Annotated in this window: 18 protein-coding genes; 11 read left to right on the top strand and 7 right to left on the bottom strand. The window is 26.4% G+C overall.

Features of this window, described 5'->3' with window-relative positions; all coding sequences use genetic code 11:
* Positions 1-21 precede the first annotated feature (21 nt).
* The 8 genes from Q1X91_RS08120 (at position 22) to Q1X91_RS08085 (ending at position 11,320) form a co-directional block, all read left to right on the top strand.
* Complete coding sequence (locus Q1X91_RS08120; RefSeq protein WP_366945505.1) at positions 22-417, top strand: BspA family leucine-rich repeat surface protein; 396 nt, start codon at positions 22-24, stop codon at positions 415-417.
* A gap of 289 nt (positions 418-706) precedes the next feature.
* Positions 707-3,280: a BspA family leucine-rich repeat surface protein gene (locus Q1X91_RS08115; protein WP_300755629.1), complete on the top strand. Its 2,574-nt coding sequence runs from the start codon at positions 707-709 to the stop codon at positions 3,278-3,280.
* Positions 3,281-3,358: 78 nt separating this feature from the next.
* Complete coding sequence (locus Q1X91_RS08110; protein WP_300755627.1) at positions 3,359-5,749, top strand: BspA family leucine-rich repeat surface protein; 2,391 nt, start codon at positions 3,359-3,361, stop codon at positions 5,747-5,749.
* 102 nt (positions 5,750-5,851) lie between these two features.
* A complete protein-coding gene (locus tag Q1X91_RS08105; protein WP_300755624.1) occupies positions 5,852-6,760 on the top strand; it encodes an Rpn family recombination-promoting nuclease/putative transposase in 909 nt (302 codons plus the stop codon).
* A gap of 279 nt (positions 6,761-7,039) precedes the next feature.
* Positions 7,040-9,478 (top strand): BspA family leucine-rich repeat surface protein, encoded by a 2,439-nt coding sequence (locus tag Q1X91_RS08100; protein ID WP_300755621.1) that lies wholly within the window; start codon positions 7,040-7,042, stop codon positions 9,476-9,478.
* 308 nt (positions 9,479-9,786) lie between these two features.
* On the top strand, positions 9,787-10,080 hold the full coding sequence (locus tag Q1X91_RS08095; protein ID WP_300755619.1) for a hypothetical protein: 294 nt from the start codon (positions 9,787-9,789) through the stop codon (positions 10,078-10,080).
* 9 nt (positions 10,081-10,089) lie between these two features.
* On the top strand, positions 10,090-10,590 hold the full coding sequence (locus tag Q1X91_RS08090) for a flagellin (protein ID WP_300755616.1): 501 nt from the start codon (positions 10,090-10,092) through the stop codon (positions 10,588-10,590).
* Between the two features lie 214 nt (positions 10,591-10,804).
* A complete protein-coding gene (locus tag Q1X91_RS08085) occupies positions 10,805-11,320 on the top strand; it encodes a ferritin (RefSeq protein WP_300755614.1) in 516 nt (171 codons plus the stop codon).
* A 54-nt stretch (positions 11,321-11,374) separates the two neighbouring features.
* Here the strand turns inward: Q1X91_RS08085 and speB are convergent, their stop codons facing one another.
* Genes speB through speD form a run of 4 tightly spaced genes read right to left on the bottom strand, consistent with a single transcriptional unit; the run spans position 11,375 to position 15,322 of the window.
* Positions 11,375-12,217, bottom strand: coding sequence for an agmatinase (speB, locus tag Q1X91_RS08080; RefSeq protein ID WP_300755612.1), 843 nt, complete (start codon positions 12,215-12,217; stop codon positions 11,375-11,377).
* Positions 12,210-13,070 (bottom strand): polyamine aminopropyltransferase, encoded by an 861-nt coding sequence (speE, locus tag Q1X91_RS08075; protein WP_300755610.1) that lies wholly within the window; start codon positions 13,068-13,070, stop codon positions 12,210-12,212. Before speE ends, speB begins: the two co-directional genes overlap by 8 nt.
* Before the next feature lies 1 nt (position 13,071).
* On the bottom strand, positions 13,072-14,517 hold the full coding sequence (locus tag Q1X91_RS08070; protein WP_300755607.1) for an aminotransferase class I/II-fold pyridoxal phosphate-dependent enzyme: 1,446 nt from the start codon (positions 14,515-14,517) through the stop codon (positions 13,072-13,074).
* Positions 14,510-15,322, bottom strand: coding sequence for an adenosylmethionine decarboxylase (speD, locus tag Q1X91_RS08065; RefSeq protein ID WP_300755604.1), 813 nt, complete (start codon positions 15,320-15,322; stop codon positions 14,510-14,512). The genes Q1X91_RS08070 and speD overlap by 8 nt, the downstream gene beginning before the upstream one ends.
* Before the next feature lie 571 nt (positions 15,323-15,893).
* Between speD and Q1X91_RS08060 the strand changes: the two genes are divergently transcribed.
* Both Q1X91_RS08060 and lptB read left to right on the top strand, forming a co-directional pair.
* A complete protein-coding gene (locus Q1X91_RS08060; protein ID WP_300755601.1) occupies positions 15,894-16,424 on the top strand; it encodes a ferritin in 531 nt (176 codons plus the stop codon).
* 32 nt (positions 16,425-16,456) lie between these two features.
* On the top strand, positions 16,457-17,290 hold the full coding sequence (gene lptB, locus Q1X91_RS08055; protein WP_300755598.1) for an LPS export ABC transporter ATP-binding protein: 834 nt from the start codon (positions 16,457-16,459) through the stop codon (positions 17,288-17,290).
* Between the two features lie 95 nt (positions 17,291-17,385).
* Here the strand turns inward: lptB and Q1X91_RS08050 are convergent, their stop codons facing one another.
* The 3 genes from Q1X91_RS08050 to Q1X91_RS08040 form a co-directional block, all read right to left on the bottom strand.
* Positions 17,386-18,315: a DUF4340 domain-containing protein gene (locus Q1X91_RS08050; RefSeq protein WP_300755595.1), complete on the bottom strand. Its 930-nt coding sequence runs from the start codon at positions 18,313-18,315 to the stop codon at positions 17,386-17,388.
* A gap of 85 nt (positions 18,316-18,400) precedes the next feature.
* Positions 18,401-18,826 carry a Holliday junction resolvase RuvX gene (gene ruvX, locus Q1X91_RS08045; protein WP_300755592.1) on the bottom strand — a complete coding sequence of 142 codons (426 nt, stop codon included), beginning with the start codon at positions 18,824-18,826 and terminating at the stop codon, positions 18,401-18,403.
* Positions 18,827-18,844: 18 nt separating this feature from the next.
* Positions 18,845-20,080, bottom strand: coding sequence for a peptidase U32 family protein (locus Q1X91_RS08040; RefSeq protein ID WP_300755589.1), 1,236 nt, complete (start codon positions 20,078-20,080; stop codon positions 18,845-18,847).
* 123 nt (positions 20,081-20,203) lie between these two features.
* On the opposite strand from Q1X91_RS08040, the gene Q1X91_RS08035 reads away from it, so the two are divergent.
* Positions 20,204-21,094, top strand: a complete 891-nt coding sequence (locus tag Q1X91_RS08035; RefSeq protein ID WP_300755587.1) for a hypothetical protein — start codon at positions 20,204-20,206, stop codon at positions 21,092-21,094.
* The last annotated feature ends 105 nt before the right edge of the window (positions 21,095-21,199 follow it).

Genomic DNA, 21,199 nt, shown 5'->3' with positions numbered 1-21,199 from the left:
GATACTTCTAATGTTGAAAATATGTGCTGCATGTTTTTTGGAGCCGAAAATTTTAATCAGCCTTTAAATAACTGGAATGTGAGTAAAGTAAAAAATATGAATAGCATTTTTTCAGGCTGTGAAAGTTTTAATCAATCAATAGAGGATTGGGAAATAAATAAAACTTGTGTTATTGATAATATTTTTGAGAATGCTTTTTCTTTTAAAAATATAAAATCAATACTTAATATTTATTTTATTGCTAGAGGAAATCATAAGAAAAAACTTTTATCTATGCTTGAAGAATGCAATATTAAAGAAGTTTATACAGAATCTATCAAGTATCACAAATTAAAAGATTTTATTGAAAAATTAGAAAATGTTTATTATGATGAATTAAAAGAATTAATTCATAAAACAGAAAACTATAAATTATGAAAAATAATTGTTATTAATGAACTTATTATATACCTAAAATTATAATTTGTAAAAAATTTAATTGTTTAGGTATAACTATTTATTAATTTAGTTTTTAAACAAGCCTAATAAAAAATTAATAATCTAAATATAATTATTTTTCGATTTAAAATAAATTATAATATTGGTATAAATAGTATACTCTGTTATATTAATAAAATAAAATTATTTTTTTATATAGAAAATTTACACAATATATATTATACTACAAGTACAACTTAAAATTATGTAAACTTATTAAGGAGCATATATGAAGAAATACAAACCTGAAACAAAAGAAGAATTAGAAAAATTAGTCTATACTGACGGAATAAAACTTTATGATGTAGATACAAGCCTAATTACTGATATGAGCGAACTTTTTTATAAAAGCAGCAGAAAAGATTTTGAAGGCATAGAAGATTGGGACGTTTCTAATGTTGAGGATATGTCATATATGTTTGCATATATGAGTTATGATAGTTTTGAAAGCCGTTCTAAAGCTAAGTTTAATCGTAATCTTAATAATTGGAATGTATCCAAAGTTAAGCATATGAGTTTTATGTTTTATTATTGTCATGATTTTAATCAGCCTTTAGATAAATGGGACGTTTCTAATGTTGAGGATATGTTTAGAATGTTTGATAATTGTAAAAAATTTAATCAGCCTTTAAATAGTTGGAATGTATCTAAAGTAACAAATATGAGCGGCATGTTTCAGGTGGCTGAAAGTTTTAATCAGCCTTTAGACAAATGGGATGTTTCTAATGTTACAACTATGAGGGCTATGTTTAATTATGCTAAAGCGTTTAATCAAAATATAAATAATTGGAATGTTAGTAAAGTTGAAGATATGGGTTATATGTTTAGTATATGTGTTAATTTTAATCAGCCTCTTAATGATTGGGACGTATCTAAAGTAAAAACTATGGAGGGTATGTTTAGAAGTGCTTTTAAATTCAATCAGCCTTTAGATAAATGGGATACTTCAAAGGTTGAAAATATGAATGAGATGTTTAATGAAAGTTTAAAATTTAATCAGCCTTTAAATAGTTGGAATGTTTCCAATGTAAAAACTATGGAAGCTATGTTTCGCGGTACTGAAGCTTTTAATCAGCCTTTAGATAAATGGAATACAAAAAAATTAAAAACAATGTTTGGAATGTTTGACTTTGCTAAAGGTTATAATTGTTTTGATTCATTATCAAACTGGGATTTGAACAAAGTATCAGAAATGAGTAATTTATGCTTTGGCAGGTATGAAGAACTGCCTTTAAAAATCAAAGCGTATCTTCAGGCTTTTTATGGTTCTTACAAAGATTATTTAACTATTACAAAAGATAATGTCAAAGAAGTATATGATTTAATATCAAAAGACACAAATAAAAAAATCTTGTCATTAAAAAAGAGATTAGAAAGCGAGTTTAGTGAAGAGCTTTCATCTGTTACTGATAATTATAATTTCAAAACTATAGAAGAAGCAGAAAAGTATGTTGAAGATAATTATAATAAAAAAGATGATAAGAAAGTAAGCTTTATAAATGATTATAAGGTTTTAATAAAAGATAAATCGAGAGAAGTTGCAAATAAAGTTTTAAAATATATATATTTGGAATATTTGCTGCTTAAAAGAGATGTAAAAAAATTAATGCAGGTTGACAATATCGTTAATTTACTTGATAAAGAATCATTTGTAAATTTTGCTAAAAATATCTATGATGAAACTAATAAAGAAACAGCTGCTTTTATTTATTGTTTATACGGAGGAGATGATGCTGTAAAAAATATATATAAAAAAGAACATGACACAAAACTCTCGCTTTTAATAATTAAATTAAATATAGAAAGTAAATATGCACTTAGATTATTATATGAAATATATTCAAATACAAAAAAATCTGAAGTACGTTATGAAGCTTATAATTTAATTGAAGAAGTGATGAAAAAAATGGATATTAGCTATAACGAGTTCCAATTAAGATATTCATCTGATTTCGGATTTAATTCTAAAGGTGAAAAAGTGTTGAATAAAAATTATAAATTAATTTTGAATAGTGATTATTCTTTGAGGCTTTTTGATATAAAAAATAATAAAGAATTAAAAAAGATTCCTCAAAACTTTGATGAAGATTTAAAAGAAGAGGTAACAAAATTAAGAAAAGAAATTCCTTCCTTTATGAAAGATACTTCTTATCTTTTAGCTGTTTTATTAGCAAGCGGAGAGAAATACGGTTATGATATATTCAAAGAGATTTTTATTGATAATGCTATGATGAATAGATTTGCTTCATCTTTGATATGGAATCTGTATGATAAAGATTATAATTTCATAACAACTTTCAGATATTCAGGTGACGGAAGTTATTCAAACTGTAAAGATGAAGAAGTAAAAATTGATGATAATACTTTTGTGAGTTTGGCTAGCCCTGTAGAAATGGACGATGATACTATAAATAAATGGAGAAAACAGCTTGAAGATTATGAAATAGCACAGCCTTTACAGCAATTAACAGTTATAAAATTAGATAAAGATAATTTGAAAAGCGAATTAGAAAAAATAGATAATTCAGAAATAGCTTATGGTACTTTCAAGGCTTTCGGTTCGAGATATGAAATGTATGCTGAATATATAGGATATGATGTTGTTTCAAGTTATTCTTTAAAAACAAAGAATGGAGATACTTTTACTATAGATGCGGATGTTGATTCCAATACTGATTTTCATGACAGAGTAAAAATTAATATTTATTTTGATAATGAAAATGGTGATGAGGTAAGTAAAAGATTTGTTTATACTTTGTTAGTATTAATGATTTGGGATTTTAGACTTACAGATTTATTTTAATTATCTTATAGAGTAGGCATCATATGTTTATGCATGCTCTAAAAACAATAAATATACATAATTAATTTTGATTACATTATGAAGAAATACAAACCAGCAACAAAAGAAGAATTAAAAAAATTAGTATTTACAGGCGGTATAAAACTTGATTGTGTTGATACAAGCCTTATTACAGATATGAGTTATCTTTTTCATAAAAGTGAAAGAAAAGATTTTGAAGGAATAGAAGATTGGGATACTTCTAATGTTGAGGATATGTCATTTATGTTTTTTTGGGCAATGGATTTTAATCATACTTTAAATAACTGGAATGTATCTAAAGTAAAAAATATGAGCGGCATGTTTCAGGCAGCTATAAAATTTAATCAGCCTTTGTATAAATGGAATACTTCTAATGTTAAGAGTATGAGCTTTATGTTTAATTATGCTAAAAAATTTAATCAAAACATAAATAATTGGAATGTTAGTAAAGTTGAAGATTTAAGTTATATGTTTTGCGAGTGTGAAGTTTTTAATCAGCCTCTTAATGATTGGGACGTATCTAATGTAAAAACTATGGAAGGTACATTTAGAAGAGCTTATAAATTTAATCAGCCGCTTTATAAATGGGATACTTCAAATGTTGAAAACATGCATGAGATGTTTGTACAATGTGAAGCTTTTAATCAGCCTTTAAATAGTTGGAATGTATACAATGTAAAAAATATGGAAACTATGTTTTGTGCTGCTGTTTCATTTAATAAGCCTCTTAATAAATGGGATACAAAAAACTTAAAAAAAATTGACTCGATGTTTAAGTATGCTAAAAGCTATGATTGTTATGATTCATTAGCAAATTGGAATTTAAATAAAATATTAAATATGAATGAATTATGCGATGATAAAGAAAAATTGCCTTTGAGAATTAGGACATATCTTCAGGCATTTTATGGTTCTTATCAAAATTATTTAACTATCACAAAAGATAATGTCAAAGAAATATACGATTTTATTTCAGAAGATACTAATAAAAAAGTTGCAGTATTAAAAAAGAGATTAGAAAGCGAGTTTAGTGAAGAACTTTCATATGTTACAGAAAATTATAATTTCAAAACTATAGAAGAAGCAGAAAAGTATATTGAAAATAATTATAATAAAAAAGATGATAAAAAAGTGAGCTTTATAAATGATTGTAGAGTTTTAATAAAAGATAAATCAAGAGAAGTTAATATTAATGTTATAAAGTATATATATTTGGAATATTTATTTCTTAAAAGAGATATTAAAAGATTAACGCAGATTGATAATATAGTTAATTTACTTGATAAAGAATCGTTTATAAAGTTTATTAAAAATATTTATGATGAAACTAATAAAGAAACTGCTGCTTTTATTTATTGTTTATACGGAGGAGATGAAGCTTTAAAAAATATATATAAAAAAGCACATGATACAAAACTTTTACTTATAATAATTAAATTAAATAATCAAAGTAAATATGCACTTAAATTATTATATCAAATATATACAAATACAAAGAAAACAGAAGTTAGAGAAGAAGCAAAAAGAATAATTAATGAATTACTTGAAATAATGAATATTGATTATGCTGAATTTAGATTAAGATATGCTCTTGATTTTGGATTTAATTTCAAAGGTGAAAGAGTATTAAATGAAGATTATAAATTAATTTTGAATAGTGATTATTCTTTGTGTCTTTTTGATATAAAAAATCATAAAGAATTAAAAAAGATTCCTAAAAATATTGATGAAAAGTTAAAAAAAGAAATAAATGGATTAAGAAAAGAAATAAAAAATTTTATTAAAAATAATTCTAATCTTTTAGCAATTACATTAATAAATGGTAATAAATATAGTTATGATATATTCAAAGATATTTTTATTGATAATGTTATGATGAATAAATTTTCATTATCTATGATATGGAATCTATACGGCAAAGATAATTTATTTATAACAACTTTCAGATATTCAGGTGATGGAAGTTATTCAAACTGTGAAGATGAAGAAGTAAAAATTGATGATAATAGTTTTATAAGTTTAGCAAGTCCTATAGAAATGGACGATGACACTATGAATAAATGGAGAAAACAGCTTGAAGATTATGAAATAGTACAGCCAATAAATCAATTAACTGTCATAAAGTTAGATAAAGATAATTTGGAAAAAGAAATAAATAAAATAAAAAATATAAAAGTAAGTTATAGTGCTTTTAAGTATTTTACTAAAAAATATGAAATGCATATTAGTGATGTAATTGCATATGATGGTATCGTAACATACTCCTTTACATCAAATTACGGAGATATTTTGACTATGACTTCAAAAATTCAGGGAGAATATGATGAGCAAATAAACATTGCTATTGATTTTAAAAAGAATGAAAACAAAAAAGAAATAAGTAAAAGATTTGTTTATACTTTATTAGTATTAATAATTTGGGATTTTAGACTTACGGATTTATTTTGATTAAGTAAAATTCTAATAAATAAGATAGAATTAAAATTATTTGTATAGATTAAAAAATAATTTAGTTTTGACAAACTTAATATTTTTTAGTATAATTTACATATGGAAAAGAAATCAAATACTAAACAAATAAAATATTTTAATCCTTTGAATGATTATTTTATACGCTACCTATTTACTGATAAAGGCAGCAGTGAGTCTATACTTTTAGATTTTATCAATTCTATAATGATTAATGCTAATATGAAGACTTTTCGTTCTGTAGAAATACTTACTCCATTTAACTTGAAAAAAAATAAAAATTTAAAAGAAACGATCGTTGATGTTAAGTGTATTACTCAAAATGGTTCAGTTGTTATAATAGAGATACAATTACAAGGTAATTCTAGATTTCCAGAACGCATACTTTATTATTGGGCAGCTAATTACAGTAAATTATTGAAGCATGGTGAAAGATATGATGAGCTTACTCCTGTAATAAGTATTAATCTTCTCAATTTCAATTTAGATAAAACAAAAAATATACATTCCTGTTATATGCTTTATGAGATGAATAATAAAAAACTTTTAACGGATCATCTGCAGATACATATAATAGAGTTAAAAAAATTTAAGAAAAATGTATTATCTAAAGATTTAAATTATTGGCTAAAAATATTTACAAGCAAAAATTTGGAGGCATCTATGTCCGAAATAGTAAAAGAAAAACCTATAATGGAAGAAGTACAAAAAAAATATAATAATTTTGTAAAAAGCAGATTAATGATGATGGAATATGAGAAAAAAGAGGCTTATTTATATGGTAATCAGATAATGCTTGATGAGGAAAGAAGATTAGGAAAGGAAGAAGGTATAAAAGAGGGTATAGAGAAAGGTATGGAAAAAGGTATGGAAAAAGGTATGGAAAAAGAAAAATACTCATTAGCCAAAAATATGAAAAAGAAAAACATGGATATTAATCTTATTAGTGAATTAACAGGATTGAGTTTAGAAGAAATAAAAAAGTTGTGAACTTATATTTATTTAATGAGATATTTTTATGCTATAGTTATTTTTTATATTTTGTATAAGAAATAACTATAGCATATTTATTTTTTATATGCATGAAAAACTATGATTAATTTTTTGTATCTAAAAATATAACATTTAGAATTTTGTACTAATTATTTAAGCAGCTATTTTATAAAATAGTATTATAAATAAAATTATTCTCTAGTGTAGAAAAATTATATAACATATATTATACTAACTATATTAAAGTTATGTAAATTACTACGTAGGAGTAAATTTATGAGGAAATACAAGCCTGAAACAAAAAAAGAATTAAAGGAATTAGTATTTACTGACGGTATAAAACTTTGTTATATTGATACAAGTCTTATAACAGATATGAGTAAGCTTTTTTATGAAAGTAAGAGAAAAGATTTTGAAGGCATAGAAGATTGGGACGTTTCTAATGTTACAAATATGGATATGATGTTTGCATATATGGGCTATAATGCGTTGGTAAGATATTCAAATATAGATTTTAATCCTGATTTAAGTAATTGGAATGTATCTAAAGTTAAAAGTATGAATAATATGTTTGCTCATTGTTCTAATTTTAATCAGCCTTTAGATAAGTGGGACACTTCTAATGTTTCCGATATGTCATTTATGTTTTTGCAGGCAAAAGTTTTTAATAAGCCTTTAAATAAATGGAATACTTCTAAAGTTAAAGATTTATCAAGTATGTTTGCATATTGTGATGTTTTTAATCAGAATCTTAATGATTGGGACGTTTCTAATGTTACAAATATGGATTCTTTGTTTAGGCAATGCGAAAAATTAAATCAGCCTTTTGATAAATGGGACACTTCTAATGTTGTAAATATGGAAAAGACATTTTTCTCATGTATGAAATTTGATCAGCCTTTAAATAGTTGGAATGTGTCTAATGTAGAAAATATGGATATGATGTTTTATATGGCTCAAAGTTTTAATCAGCCTCTTGATAAATGGGATACACAAAAACTAATCACCGCTGCTGGACTATTTAGATTTGCGTGTAAGTTTGATCATTATGAGTCTTTAGAAAATTGGAATTTAGATAATTTAGAAGAAGTTGGTACTTTTTGCGATGATGAAGATAAATTACATACAAGACTTAAAGTATATATGCAGGCATTTTATCCTAAAGAAGATTATATAACTATAACAAAATTTAATGTCAAAGAAATATATAATCTTATTGCAAAAGATAAAAATAAAAGAATTGTAAGATTAAGAAAAAGAATTGAAAGTGATTTTTCTAAGGAGCTTTTATTTGTTACAAAAGATTATAATTTCAAAACTATAGAAAAAGCAGAAAAGTATGCTGAAAAAAAATATAATGCTAAAAAAGAAGATAAAAAACTTGACTTTATAAAAGATTGCCATGTACTAATAAAAGATAAATCAAGAGAAGTAAATATTACAGTGATAAAGTATATATATTCAGAGTATTTATCTTTAAAAAGAATGGTTAACAGATTAGAAAAAATTGATAATATAGTTAACTTGCTTGACTTTGAATCATTTTTAAAGTTCATTAGAGAAATTTATTTAGAAAATCAAAACACAGAGATTGCAGGTTTTATTTATGCTATGTACGGAGGAGATGAAGCTTTAAAAGAGATATCTGAATTAATATTATTAGGTATTGATTCAAAAGTTTTCCTTATAATGATAAAATTCAATATAGAAAGCAGATATGCCCAGAGCTTATTATATGAAATATATATAACTACAAAGAATGCCGGAGTTCGCAAAGAAGCTGGGAAAATGATTAATGAATTACTTGAAAAAATGAATATCGGTTATAGTGAGTTTAGATTAAGATGTACACCTAATTACGGATTTAATTTTCAAGGTGAAAAAATATTAAATGATGATTATAAATTAATTGTTAATAATGATTATAGTTTAACTTTGTTTGATATAAAAAATAATAAAGAAGTAAAAAAAGTACCTAAAAATTTTGATGAAAAATTAAAAGAAGAAATCAAAGAATTAAGAAAAGAAATACCAAAGTTTGTTAATCATAATTCTGATCTTTTAAGTATTATATTAATAGATGGGGATATATTCAGCTATGATTTATTTAAAGAAGTTTTTATTGATAATTATTTAATGAATAAATTTGCATCTTCTTTGATATGGAATCTGTATGATAAAGATAAAAAAATTATAACAACTTTTAGATATTCAAATGATGGAAGTTATTCAAATTGTGATGAAGAAAAAGTAAAGATTAATTCTGATAATTTTATAGCTTTGTCAACTCCTGTAGAAATGGATAATAAAACTATAGATAAATGGAGAAAACAGCTTGAGGATTATGAATTAGCACAGTCAATAAATCAATTAACACTTATAAAATTAGACAAAAAGAATTTGAAAAAAGAAATTAAAAAGGTAAAAAATATAGAAGCAAGTTATGGAGCTTTTAAGGCATTTGCTAAAAGATATGATATGTATACAAATGATGTATTGGGATATAATGATACTATAACATATACATTTCCTGCAAATGACGGAGATATTTTTACAATATCTGCGAAAGCCGATGCAGATATAGAATATGATGAACCAGTAGATATCACTATTGATTTTAAAAAGAGTGAAAATAAAAAAGAAATCAGCAGTAGATTTGTTTATACTTTTTTGGTATTTATAATTTTGGATTTTAGGATTACTGATTTATTTTAGTATTTATTGTAGTTAAATATTATATGAGTTAATTATGTATGTTTTGTTTTATATTTTTATAATGATTTTTGATTATTGTATATTTTTTTTATTTATCCTTTCATAATTACTTATAATTATTACAGCAATTATAAAGAATTCCGATTTTATGAAATATAAATTATATTATGATAACTTTATGTAATTTTATACAAAATAAATTATTTTCTAAATTTTATAATAGAATAATTGCATGAAAATTTGCAAAATATTTTTAATGCGTTATAATTTTTATTGTGGGTTGTGGGGGATAGTTATTGGAGTAATTTATGATAATAACTAATAATGTGAATGCTATAAGAGCGAATAGGTTTTTGAAAGTTAATGCAAATGACAGCAGAAAAAAATTTCCAAAATTATTTGCAAGCGAAAAAGGACAGCTTGTACAGGCCAGATATTTAATGCGTGCAGAAAAAAATACTCAGGACGGAATATCATTTATTCAAACTGCTGACGGCTATATAGAAGAAACTATGAGTATACTTCAGCGTATAAGAGAATTATCTATAAAAGCTTCAAATGGTGTATACAGTAATACTGATAGATTATATATGCAGGCATAAGTATCAGGTTTGATAGATGAAATAGATAAAATAGCAAGTCAGGCACAATTTAATACTTTAAAAATATTTACAGGAAGATTTGCAAACTCCGACAATGCTTCAGCAAGTATGTGGATTCATATAGGAGCTGGAAGGTATCAAAGAAAAAGAGTTTATATTGCTGCAATTACAGCGAATTCTTTAAAATTAAAAAATGAACTTAATGATTATATTTCTGTTTCTTCTGTAAGCAATGCAAATAAAAGTATAGGTGTAATAGATGAGGCTATTAAATATGTTATAAAACAAAGAGCAGATTTAGGGGCCTATCAGAACAGATTTGATGAGTATACGCATGGACTTATGACTTATTATGAAAATATGGTTTCTTATGGAAGTAAAAAAATGGATAAGGATATAGCAGAGGCTTCTATTTATGAAACAATAAGCTCTATAAAATCTCAATCGGCTTTGGCTATGCTTATTCATTCTAATAATATGCCTCAGAATGCTTTGACATTATTACAGTAGTTTTTATAAAGTGTAATTCTAATAAATAATTCTTTATTTGTAACAAGTTTTTAATACCTATTTGTATGAAAAATTTGTTATAAATGTTTTAATCTATATAATAATATTTACAAAAATCCTAAAAAATATGGCTTTATTTATTGTTATAGTATTGTAATAAATGTTATAATACTATAACATAATGTTAGTAAAATCTAAAAAATGGAGTTTTTATATGTCAATAATAAAAGAAGAAACAGTAAAATTACTAAATGAACATTTAAATTTAGAGCATTATTCAGCTAATTTGTATTTTAATATGGCTGGCTGGTGCGAAAAAGAAGGTTTAAAAGGATGCAGTGCTTTTTTATATAATCACTCAGCTGAAGAGCATACACATTTGGAGAAGTTTAGAGAGTTTATAAATAAGGCTGGCGGACAGGCTATAATGGGAGAGATGAAAGCTCCAGAGTTCAGTTTTAATAATGCAGTAGAGCTTTTTGAAAAAGTTGTTAAGCATGAAGAGTATATTACTTCCTGTATTAATAAATTAGTTGGCATAGCTATTGATAACAAAGATTATGTTACATTAAAGTTTTTAGAATGGTTTGTTGAAGAGCAATTAGAAGAGGAAGAATTATTTAATGATATTATCAAAAAAATAAAGATTTTAGGAGATTTGCAAGGAAGAAATCTTTATACATTTGATAAGTATGTAGGTAATTTAGATTCTAAAGAACATAATTCATAAATATTTAATAAAATGGGTATATTAAACATTAATTAATATACCCAATTATTATAATCATATTATCATAAGCATTTCTCTTATAACCTTGCATGCAGTTATAGTTGATACTTTGCTGCTGTCATAATCTGGAGAAAGTTCATTAACATCAGCACCTACTATATTTAATCCTCTCATATCAAGTATAGCTTTCTGAAGTTCCTTGTAAGTAAGACCTCCTGCCTCTGGAGTTCCAGTACCTGAAAATATTGAAGGATCTAATACATCAAGGTCTATTGTAATATATACTGGTTTATCTTTTATTTTTTCTTTTGCCTCTAATACAGTATTTGCTGAAAACTTTTCTAATATAGTATGTTTTTTAGCAAATTCATGTTCTTCTTTAGTCATAGACCTTATGCCGAATTGATACAGCTCTTTACTTTTCATAAGCTGATAACATCTCTGCATAACACAAGCATGACTTAAACCTTCTCCTAAATAATCTTCTCTTAAATCTGCATGGGCATCAAATTGTATTAAAATTATGTCATTATATTTTTCAAATACCGCCTTAAATGCAGGCAAGGTTACTAAATGCTCACCGCCAATCATAAAAGGTATTTTGCTGCTTTCTACAATTTTTTTAGAAGTTTGATATATGATGTCAAGAGCTTTCTCTCTGTTTCCCATAGGAAACTCCAAATCTCCGTAATCAAAAACTTTCAAGTCTTCCAAATCTTTTTCCTGATACGGTGAATAAGTTTCTATACCGAAAGATTCTTGTCTTATAGATTGAGGTGCAAATCTTGTACCAGGTCTGTAGCTGACAGTTCCGTCATAAGGAGCACCGAATACCACTATATCACTTTCTTCAAAACTAGAATCCAATGCCATAAATATATTAGGCTGATTATTCATGATGAGACTGCTCCAATAATTTTTTTACATAAGTAGGCAAAGCAAAACAGCCTTTATGTATATCAAGATTATAATATTTTGTGTCCAAATTATGTTTAAGCCACTCTTCTTCTTTGAGGTCTTTTATAGGATCTATAGTTTTTGAGGCAAATCCGAAAAGCCAATGTCCGCTAGGGTAGGTTGGTATATGAGCCTGATACACTTTAGCTATATTAAATGTCTCGTATATATTTCTGTGAGCTCTTTGCATATTGTAGGCATAATCGCTGTAATAAGGACATTCATGCTGATTTACGAGTATGCCGTCTTTACTTAATGCCTTATGACAATTTCCGTAAAACTCTCTTGTAAATAGTCCTTCACCAGGTCCGAATGGATCTGTGGAATCTACTATTATTAAATCATATTCGCCTTCTTTAGCATCTCTTACAAACTTTAATCCGTCTTGAAAATATAAACTTACTCTTTTATCGCTTAATCCAGATGTTGTTGATGGAAAATATTTTTTGCATGTTTCTACAACTTGTTCATCTATTTCTACCATATCAATTTTTTCTATAGTTTTGTAGCGTGTTAATTCTCTTACAGTGCCTCCGTCTCCGCCTCCTATTACAAGTACATTTTTTATATTGCTATTACTTGCCATTGGAATATGTACTATCATGTCATGATAAATAAACTCATCTTTTTCTGTTACCATAATAAGTCCGTCTAGTGTAAAGAACTTACCGAATTCTTTTGATTCAAATACATCTATTCTTTGAAAATTAGTCTGTGCTGAATATAATTGTTTTTCTACTTTAATTGAAAATTTTGATTCCTCAGTATGATTTTCTGTATACCAAAGTTCCATTTTATTCCTCCATTACTTGTATATTATTTAATTCTATATCTTCTGTGCCTTGCATTACACAGCCTTTTTCTTTTGCATATTTTATGTATGTTATAATCTCTTGAGTTATCTCTTCACCAGGTGCTATTATAGGTATACCAGGAGGATATGCCATTACAAACTCTGCTGAAGTTTTGCCTATGGAATTATCTAATTTTACAGAATGCTTATTACTATAAAAGGCTTTTTGAGGACTGTATTTTACTATTGGATTAATATATTCATGATCAAATAAATGAGTATAATCTTTTTTATACTTTCTTTTTAATTCTGCCAATGCTGCTATAAGTCTTTCAAGCTCAAGAGTTCTGTCGCCTACTGATATTATAGCTAGAATATTTCCTATATCTCCGAACTCTATTTGTATATTGTATTCATCACGCAGTTTATCATATACTTCAATTCCAGCAAGACCTATTTTTCTAGTATGTATGCATAGTTTTGTATTGTCAAAAGAATATACATCATCATTGTTTATTATCTCTTCACCAAATGCATAATAGTCGCCTATTTTATTAATTTCTTTTCTGGCATAGTTGGCCATATTGATAACAGTTTTAAAAATTTCTTTACCGTTAATAGCTAATTCGCTTCTTGCTATATCCAAACTGCTCATAAGTATATAGTTAGGGCTTGTAGTCATAGTAAGATTAATTATCTGTCTTACATGATTTCCATTAACATTATTATTTATTAAAAGTGCTGATGATTGGGTGAGAGATCCTCCTGTTTTATGAAGACTTACACAGCTCATATCAGCACCTGCTTCCATAGCACTTATTGGAAGATTATCACCAAAATAAAAATGTGTGCCATGTGCTTCATCTGCTAAAACAAGCATATTATTTTTATGAGCTAATTCTACTATTTTTTTTAAGTCAGAGCATATTCCGTAGTAGGTAGGGTTATTAACGAATATAGCTTTAGCATCTGGGTTTTTTTCTACTGCATTTTTTATATCCTCTACAGACATTCCCAAAGATATACCCAATTCCTTATTTACCCCAGGATTTACATATATAGGTACAGCACCGCATAAAACAAGAGCATTAATAGCACTTTTATGAACATTTCTAGGGAGTATTATTTTATCTCCATATTTGCATGCAGTAAATATCATAGCCTGAACAGCAGAAGTAGTACCGCCAACCATAAAAAATGATTCTTTAGCTTTAAATGCTTCCGCCATTAATTCCTGAGCTTCTTTTATAACTCCTATAGGGTGAGTGGCATTGTCTAAAGGCTTTGATGAATTATAATCTATTTGAACGCATTTTTCTCCAAGTACATCTATTAAAACTTTTGTGCTTTTTCCCTGCTTATGACCTGGTACATCGAAACTTACTATTCTTTTTTTTCTGTATTGTTTTAATGCTTCAACAATAGGGGTTCTCTCTTGTCTATTCATTATCGTATACATTGCTTCCTGAATATATTTCTATCATTTCCTGACGAAGATCATTAGATATTTTAAGTCTTTCCTTTGGAGTAAACTCATTAACATCTTTTCCAAAGAGATAATTACTGAGATTAAGTTCTTTAATTATCATCATAGTATGAAATATATTTGCACTATATATATTTATGTCATGGGCATCGTATCTTTCTTGAATTTCTTCGCTTATATAATCCTGTATACTTGTTATTTTATGATCTATAAAGCATTTTTTTCCGTCTATTGTACGTGTAAATCCTCTAACTCTATAGTCTATTGATATTATATCAGAATCAAAGCATTGTATTAAATAATTAAGAGTTTTAAGAGGGGATATTTTACCGCAAGTAGACACATCAATATCAACTCTGAATGATGATATGCTTTTATTTGGGTGATACTCTGGGTATGTATGTACTGTTATATGGCTTTTATCTAAATGTGCACATACTGTTTCTTTTTCTACAAATGCGATATTGCCTTTATTGCATGTTTCATCAAGCACAGTATCATTTAAAGGCTCTTCTGAAATTAGTATAGTTACGCTTGCACCTTGAGGGTCATAATCCTGTTTTGATATGTTTAGTATATGAGCCCCTATTAAGTCAGTTACATTGCAAAGTATTTCAGTTAATCTTTTAGAGTTATACTGCTCATCAATATAATCTATATACTTTCTTTGTTCTGGTTCTGTTTTTGCGTAGCAGACATCGTAGATATTGAAACTTAAACTTTTTGTAAGATTATTAAACCCGTATAGTTTAATCTTGTCCGGCATAAAAATCCTCCTCACATCTTGTGCAGAAGGAAATCTTATATAAAAAAATACAATTATTTTTCTAACATAAGTTTCCTTACATAAAGATAAATAATTGTACTTGATTAGATCTTTAACTATTTTTTAGTTTATTTGAGCCTATACAGTAATTTATACTTTTACTGCTCATGTTGATCATTCACAAGTACGTTTATTCCTTATAAATAATTTAACACGATTGAATCGCAAATCGGCTTTTGACCCGGCTGTCCGTATGGCCTCTTTTCCCCTTTTGTGAAGGTTAAGGTCAAAATAATTTTACCAAAATGGATGCAATAGCAATCAAATAAACCACTCGATTTTCTATTACGCAGTTTATTATATACTTTTTTTATTTTTCTGCAAGTGCTTTATTAATAAAAAAATGAATTTATAATATTATAAAAATTATTAACACATGATATTTTTAGAAAATATGTTATAATGTAAAAATATATTATTAATCTTTCATTCATTTTTAGTATTGTAAAGATTAATACATTAATATAAAATAAAAAGGCTATAAAATATATATTTAAAAGGAGTTTTTATTATGTCTATAATTAATAATGAAGAAACAATTAAAGCATTAAATGTTCAATTAAATAAAGAATTGTATTCAGCAAGTCTTTATTTTAATATGGCTAGCTGGTGTGATAAACAAGGACTTAAAGGATGCAGTAAATTTTTATATGGTCATTACAGAGAAGAATTAGAACATTTTGAAAAGTTTAGAGATTTTATTAACAAAGTGGGAGGTCAGGCTACTATAGGAGAAATGCATGCTCCTCAGAATGATTTTAAATCAGTAGAAGATTTATTTGAAACAGTAGTTAAACATGAAGAATATATTACTTCATGTATAAATGAACTTGTAGGACATTCTTTTGATAAAAAAGATTATATTACTTTAAGATTCTTAGATTGGTTTATACAAGAACAGCTTGAAGAACAGGAATTATTTAATGATATTCTTGATAAAATAAAAATCTTGGGTGATTTAAAAGGCAGAAATTTATATACATTTGATAAAGCTATTGGTAATTTGGATGCTGAAAAACATGGCGCAAGTGTAAATTTATAATTTTATAATAAAAAATAAAATAGAGAGGGTATATGCTTGGTAAATTTTTAAATATTTTCAAAAAAAAAGATGATGTCAGTAATATACCCTCTGCAAATCCAATAACAGCAGAAAATTTCTTTAATTATGATAAATCAAATCCCTATGAGATACGTGCTGTCAATCTTACAAAATATTACGGTAAAAGAAAAATAATAGGCGATATTTCTTATAGTGTAAAACAAGGAGAAGTAGTAGGGCTTTTAGGACCTAATGGTGCTGGTAAAACTACTAGCTTTTACATTACAGTAGGTTTTGTTAAAGCTACTGCGGGAAATGTATATTTGAATGATTTGGATATTACGAATCTTCATATGCATCAGAGAGCTACACTTGGAATAGGATATCTTCCTCAGGAGGCTTCTATTTTCCGTAAGATGTCGGTAGAAGATAATTTACTTTCAATACTTGAATATAATAAAGCGTTATCTGCAAAGGATAGAATGGATATAACAGATATGCTTCTTGAAGAGTTTAATATAACTCATGTTAGAAAACAAAACGGATATACTCTTTCTGGAGGCGAAAGGCGAAGATGCGAGATAGCAAGGGCGTTAACTGTTAATCCTAAGTTTATATTATTAGATGAGCCTTTTGCAGGAGTTGACCCTATTGCTGTTATAGATATACAAAATATTATAGCTTCTCTTAAAGATAAAGGTCTTGGAATATTAATTACTGACCACAATGTACGTGAAACTTTGAGAATTACAGACAGAGCATATATTATGGGTAATGGTCAGATATTAGTAAAAGGTACTCCTGAAGAGATAGTTAATAACCCATTAGCACGTAAAGTATATTTGGGCGAGTCTTTCACTATGTAATTTATATAAAAAATAAGGCTCTGCACCGCAAAGCCTTTATTATAAATTATCAATATCTTTTAAATATTTTTATTTTCTTAAATTTTTTTAAATAATTATTTGGTTATGTAATTAATCGCCTCTATAAAAGTATTAAATGAATTTTCTGTCATATAATATCTGTTATTATCATCAGTATTAACTATTTCATAATTATTGTCATCTAGTTTGTTTAATATTTCGTATGTTTTATTGTTGTTGTCAGAAGTTTTTATATTGATTTTATATAGCGTATTATTTTTATTTATATTTTCATTAGTTATTAATCCGTCAGCATTTAAATTAGCCAATGTAAATACGCTTGTATAAACATCATTAGCTTTTACTTCTGCATTATTCCAAGTTTTAATCCATACATTGTTTGTATTATCTTTAGGCTTTTCTAAAGTATATGCATTATTATTATATTCTATAGTTATATTTTCTATATCATCATTTTTTATTTTTGAAATAGTTTTATTTATCAAATCATTTTCTGTTTTATCAAATATATCTTTAGGATTAGAAGATGTATTTCCAAGCAAATATATATTTTTATCATTATTTATTTTAGCGTATACACTATTTCCAAATGCTGATTTCATACCGAACTTTATATTTCTAACATTTTTTGAAGAACTGTCAAATGCTTCAACTGATAATACTTCATCATCAGATAATTTATATTTTAATAAAGCATCATCATCACCCCTTGAAACTATTTCTGTAGGCTGAATAATGTTTAATGCATTTGTCATAGCTTCTATCAATGAATTGTCAGCATTATATTTATCATTAACAGTCCATTTATTATCATTATATTTTATTGATATAGTTTCATTAGCTCCTCTGTTTATAATAATTTCGGATATATTTGAATTTATTGATTTTAGGGTAGGTAAGGAGTAACCTTTATTTTTTAATAGAATTACAGCTATTAATATTATTATTAATACTGCTATTATAGATGATAATGTTATATATTTTTTAGTTATATTTTGATTCATATTTTATTACCTTTTGTTATATTTTTAAAACTTATATTTTTTAATTATTAATATATAACTATTTAATTATAAAAATAGTAAATAGTTATAAGTCATCATTTTTATTATTCATATTTAAAACGTTCAAATAATTTTCTAATATTAAAACGGCAGCTATCAAATCATTAGCTTTTTTTTTAACACTATTTTTTTTTCCTCTTAATATATAATCAGCCTCTTTTGAAGTGCCGTATTCATCGACAAAAACAACATTTACTTTGACGCTTTTTAATAAAAACTCAGAAAAACGTCTTATCTCAGAACACCATTCGCTTTCTTTGCCTTCATCAGATAAAGGAAGTCCGAAGACAACGGTATCAATATTTTTTTCTTCTATTATATCCATCAAAGCACGCTTAACTTTTCTTGCATTGCTTTCTTCTATAAGAAGCAAAGGAAAAGGAATTTTTATATTCATATCCATAAAAGCAGTGCCAGTCTTTTTGCGTCCGAAATCTACACCAAGTACCATATTTTTTTTAATATTCTTTTAATTTTCTTCTATAGTTATAATATCATATTTTTTAAAATCATGAGCCCCTGATTTTATATATGCATTATCTATATTTCTAATATTATCAACTTCTACAAACTCATTATCTTCTGTTTTTATAAATAGTTTGAATCGGTTATCATTATGATTAATAAAATCTTTGCCTATATATACTAAATTGTCACCATTTTTTATAGTGTTGTATACTGTAATTTTTGCGTATTCTTCAGTGTCATCAGAAATCATGCCCATAAGTCTTCTGCCTTTCAAATATCCTTTTAATGTAGGCTTGATATTATCTCTTCCGAAATAAAAACCAGTATCGCTTTCTCTTCTGCTTATGGTATCAAGTTCTTTTAAATAACTTGCAATAGGTTCTTTTTTTATTGCTTCAGGGTATGAATCGTATCCTATTCTGTCAAGTAAGTCTAATAATACTCTATAAACCCTCACAGTATTTGCAACATAATATACGCTTTTCATTCTTCCTTCTATTTTTATGGAGTCAATACCAGCTTTCTGGAGCAAATGCAAATATTCAGCCATCTGCAAATCTCTGCTGCTTAATATTGTAGAATGATTTTCTCCTTCTTCTATTTCCATAAACTCGCCCGGTCTTGTTTTTTCTTCTATGTATGTTTTGAAATTCCATCTGCAAACCTGTGAGCATTCTCCTCCGTTTGCATCTCTGTTATTAAGAAAATTTGATAATAAACATCTTCCAGAGTATGACATACACACTGCACCATGTACAAAAGTTTCTAATTCCAAGTCAGTATTATCTCTGATTTCTTTTATTTCATCTAGTGATAATTCTCTTGCAAGTATTATTCTGCTTGCTCCAAGACTTTCATATATTTTGCATGAATAGCTGTTGGTTACAGAAGCCTGAGTACTTATATGAATATTAGCTTCTGGTATAATTTCTTTAACTATTCCTAGTACTCCTAAATCTGAAACTATGAAAGCATCTATATTTAAGTTTTGAATTTCTTTTAGATATTCTTTTAAATTATTTTTATCATATTCATGCAAAAAAGCATTTAAAGTTAAATACATTTTTTTATTTAATTTTTTTGCAAGCTCTCTGCATTCAGCAAGTTCTTCTATTGTAGTATTTTTGCTTTGATGTCTTAAATTAAATAATGCTCCGCCTATATATGCAGCGTCTGCTCCGTAATGATATGCTACTTCTAATTTTTCTTTATTTCCAGCTGGTGCTAAAAGTTCCATTATTTATATATCCTATCAGTTTTTATTTTGTGTATTTTATATTAAAATTAATAAAAAGTATATATTATTTAATGATTATTTACTATACTATTATTATATATAAAAATAATGAGGTTATTTTTTATGACTACTAAAGAAATAAAACATCTAGTTAATGAGCTATTTAATGGTGAATATTCTGATATATTAAAGCCGTTATCTGTAGGCAATACTTTTTTAGCTAAATCTACATTGAACTCCTATATAAGAGAGTTTAGCGGAAAAAGAAAATTAAATGCTATAGAATTATTTACTTCAGAAAATTCAAAACTTCATTATGAAGATGACGGGAGTGTTATTAAAGTTATAAAAAATTTAATTGATAATAAAGATATAAGCGGTATAGATAATATAGATTTTAATTTAACAGCGAATAATGCATTATTATACGGCGATTTTGTAAGATTCATATATGCTTTCTATTTTGGCGGGTATAGAGAAGAGCTTAACATTTTGGTAAAAAGTATATATGAACTTATTTCAAAGATATCTCATAATATAGTATCAGGCTTTAAAGATTCTGCTGCCATTAATAGAGTAAGTATAGTTATAACTTCGTCTATATACAGGGCTATATTGGATGTTCTTTCAGATTTTTCAGAAATAGCAGGAGATGCCAGATCTAGGGCGGAAGTTATGTATTATAAAAGCTATATTACATGCAATGTTATGTCTAACTACAGAGGTTTAGTTGGTCCGGACATGATAAAGACTGCTTTATGCTTTGAGGAAATAGAGGATTTTGAAAAAGCTGAAAAGATGTACGATGCTGTTATTACAGATTTTGAGTGTGTTCTTTCAGGTATAACTTATCATTTTGATAATTATAATATAGATGATAGAGCAGAAGATTATGTTGCTCTAGTTTCATTATGGCAGGCTTGCGACGGTATAAACCGAATAGAGGAAATCAACAAATATGAGGCTAAAATGGAAGCTATAGAAGAGGCTATAAAAAAACTTAATAGTATATAACTTTATAAAAATTGCACGGGTTCCATACATATTGCATTTAAGTATTCCTTAATTTCTTAAAGTATAGCATAGGAGTATCATAATTTAAAGTAGAATGTATTCTTT

Origin of the sequence: uncultured Brachyspira sp. (genome assembly GCF_949287625.1) — a bacterium.
GTDB lineage: Bacteria > Spirochaetota > Brachyspiria > Brachyspirales > Brachyspiraceae > Brachyspira.
This window is presented reverse-complemented; position numbering and strand designations above follow the sequence as displayed.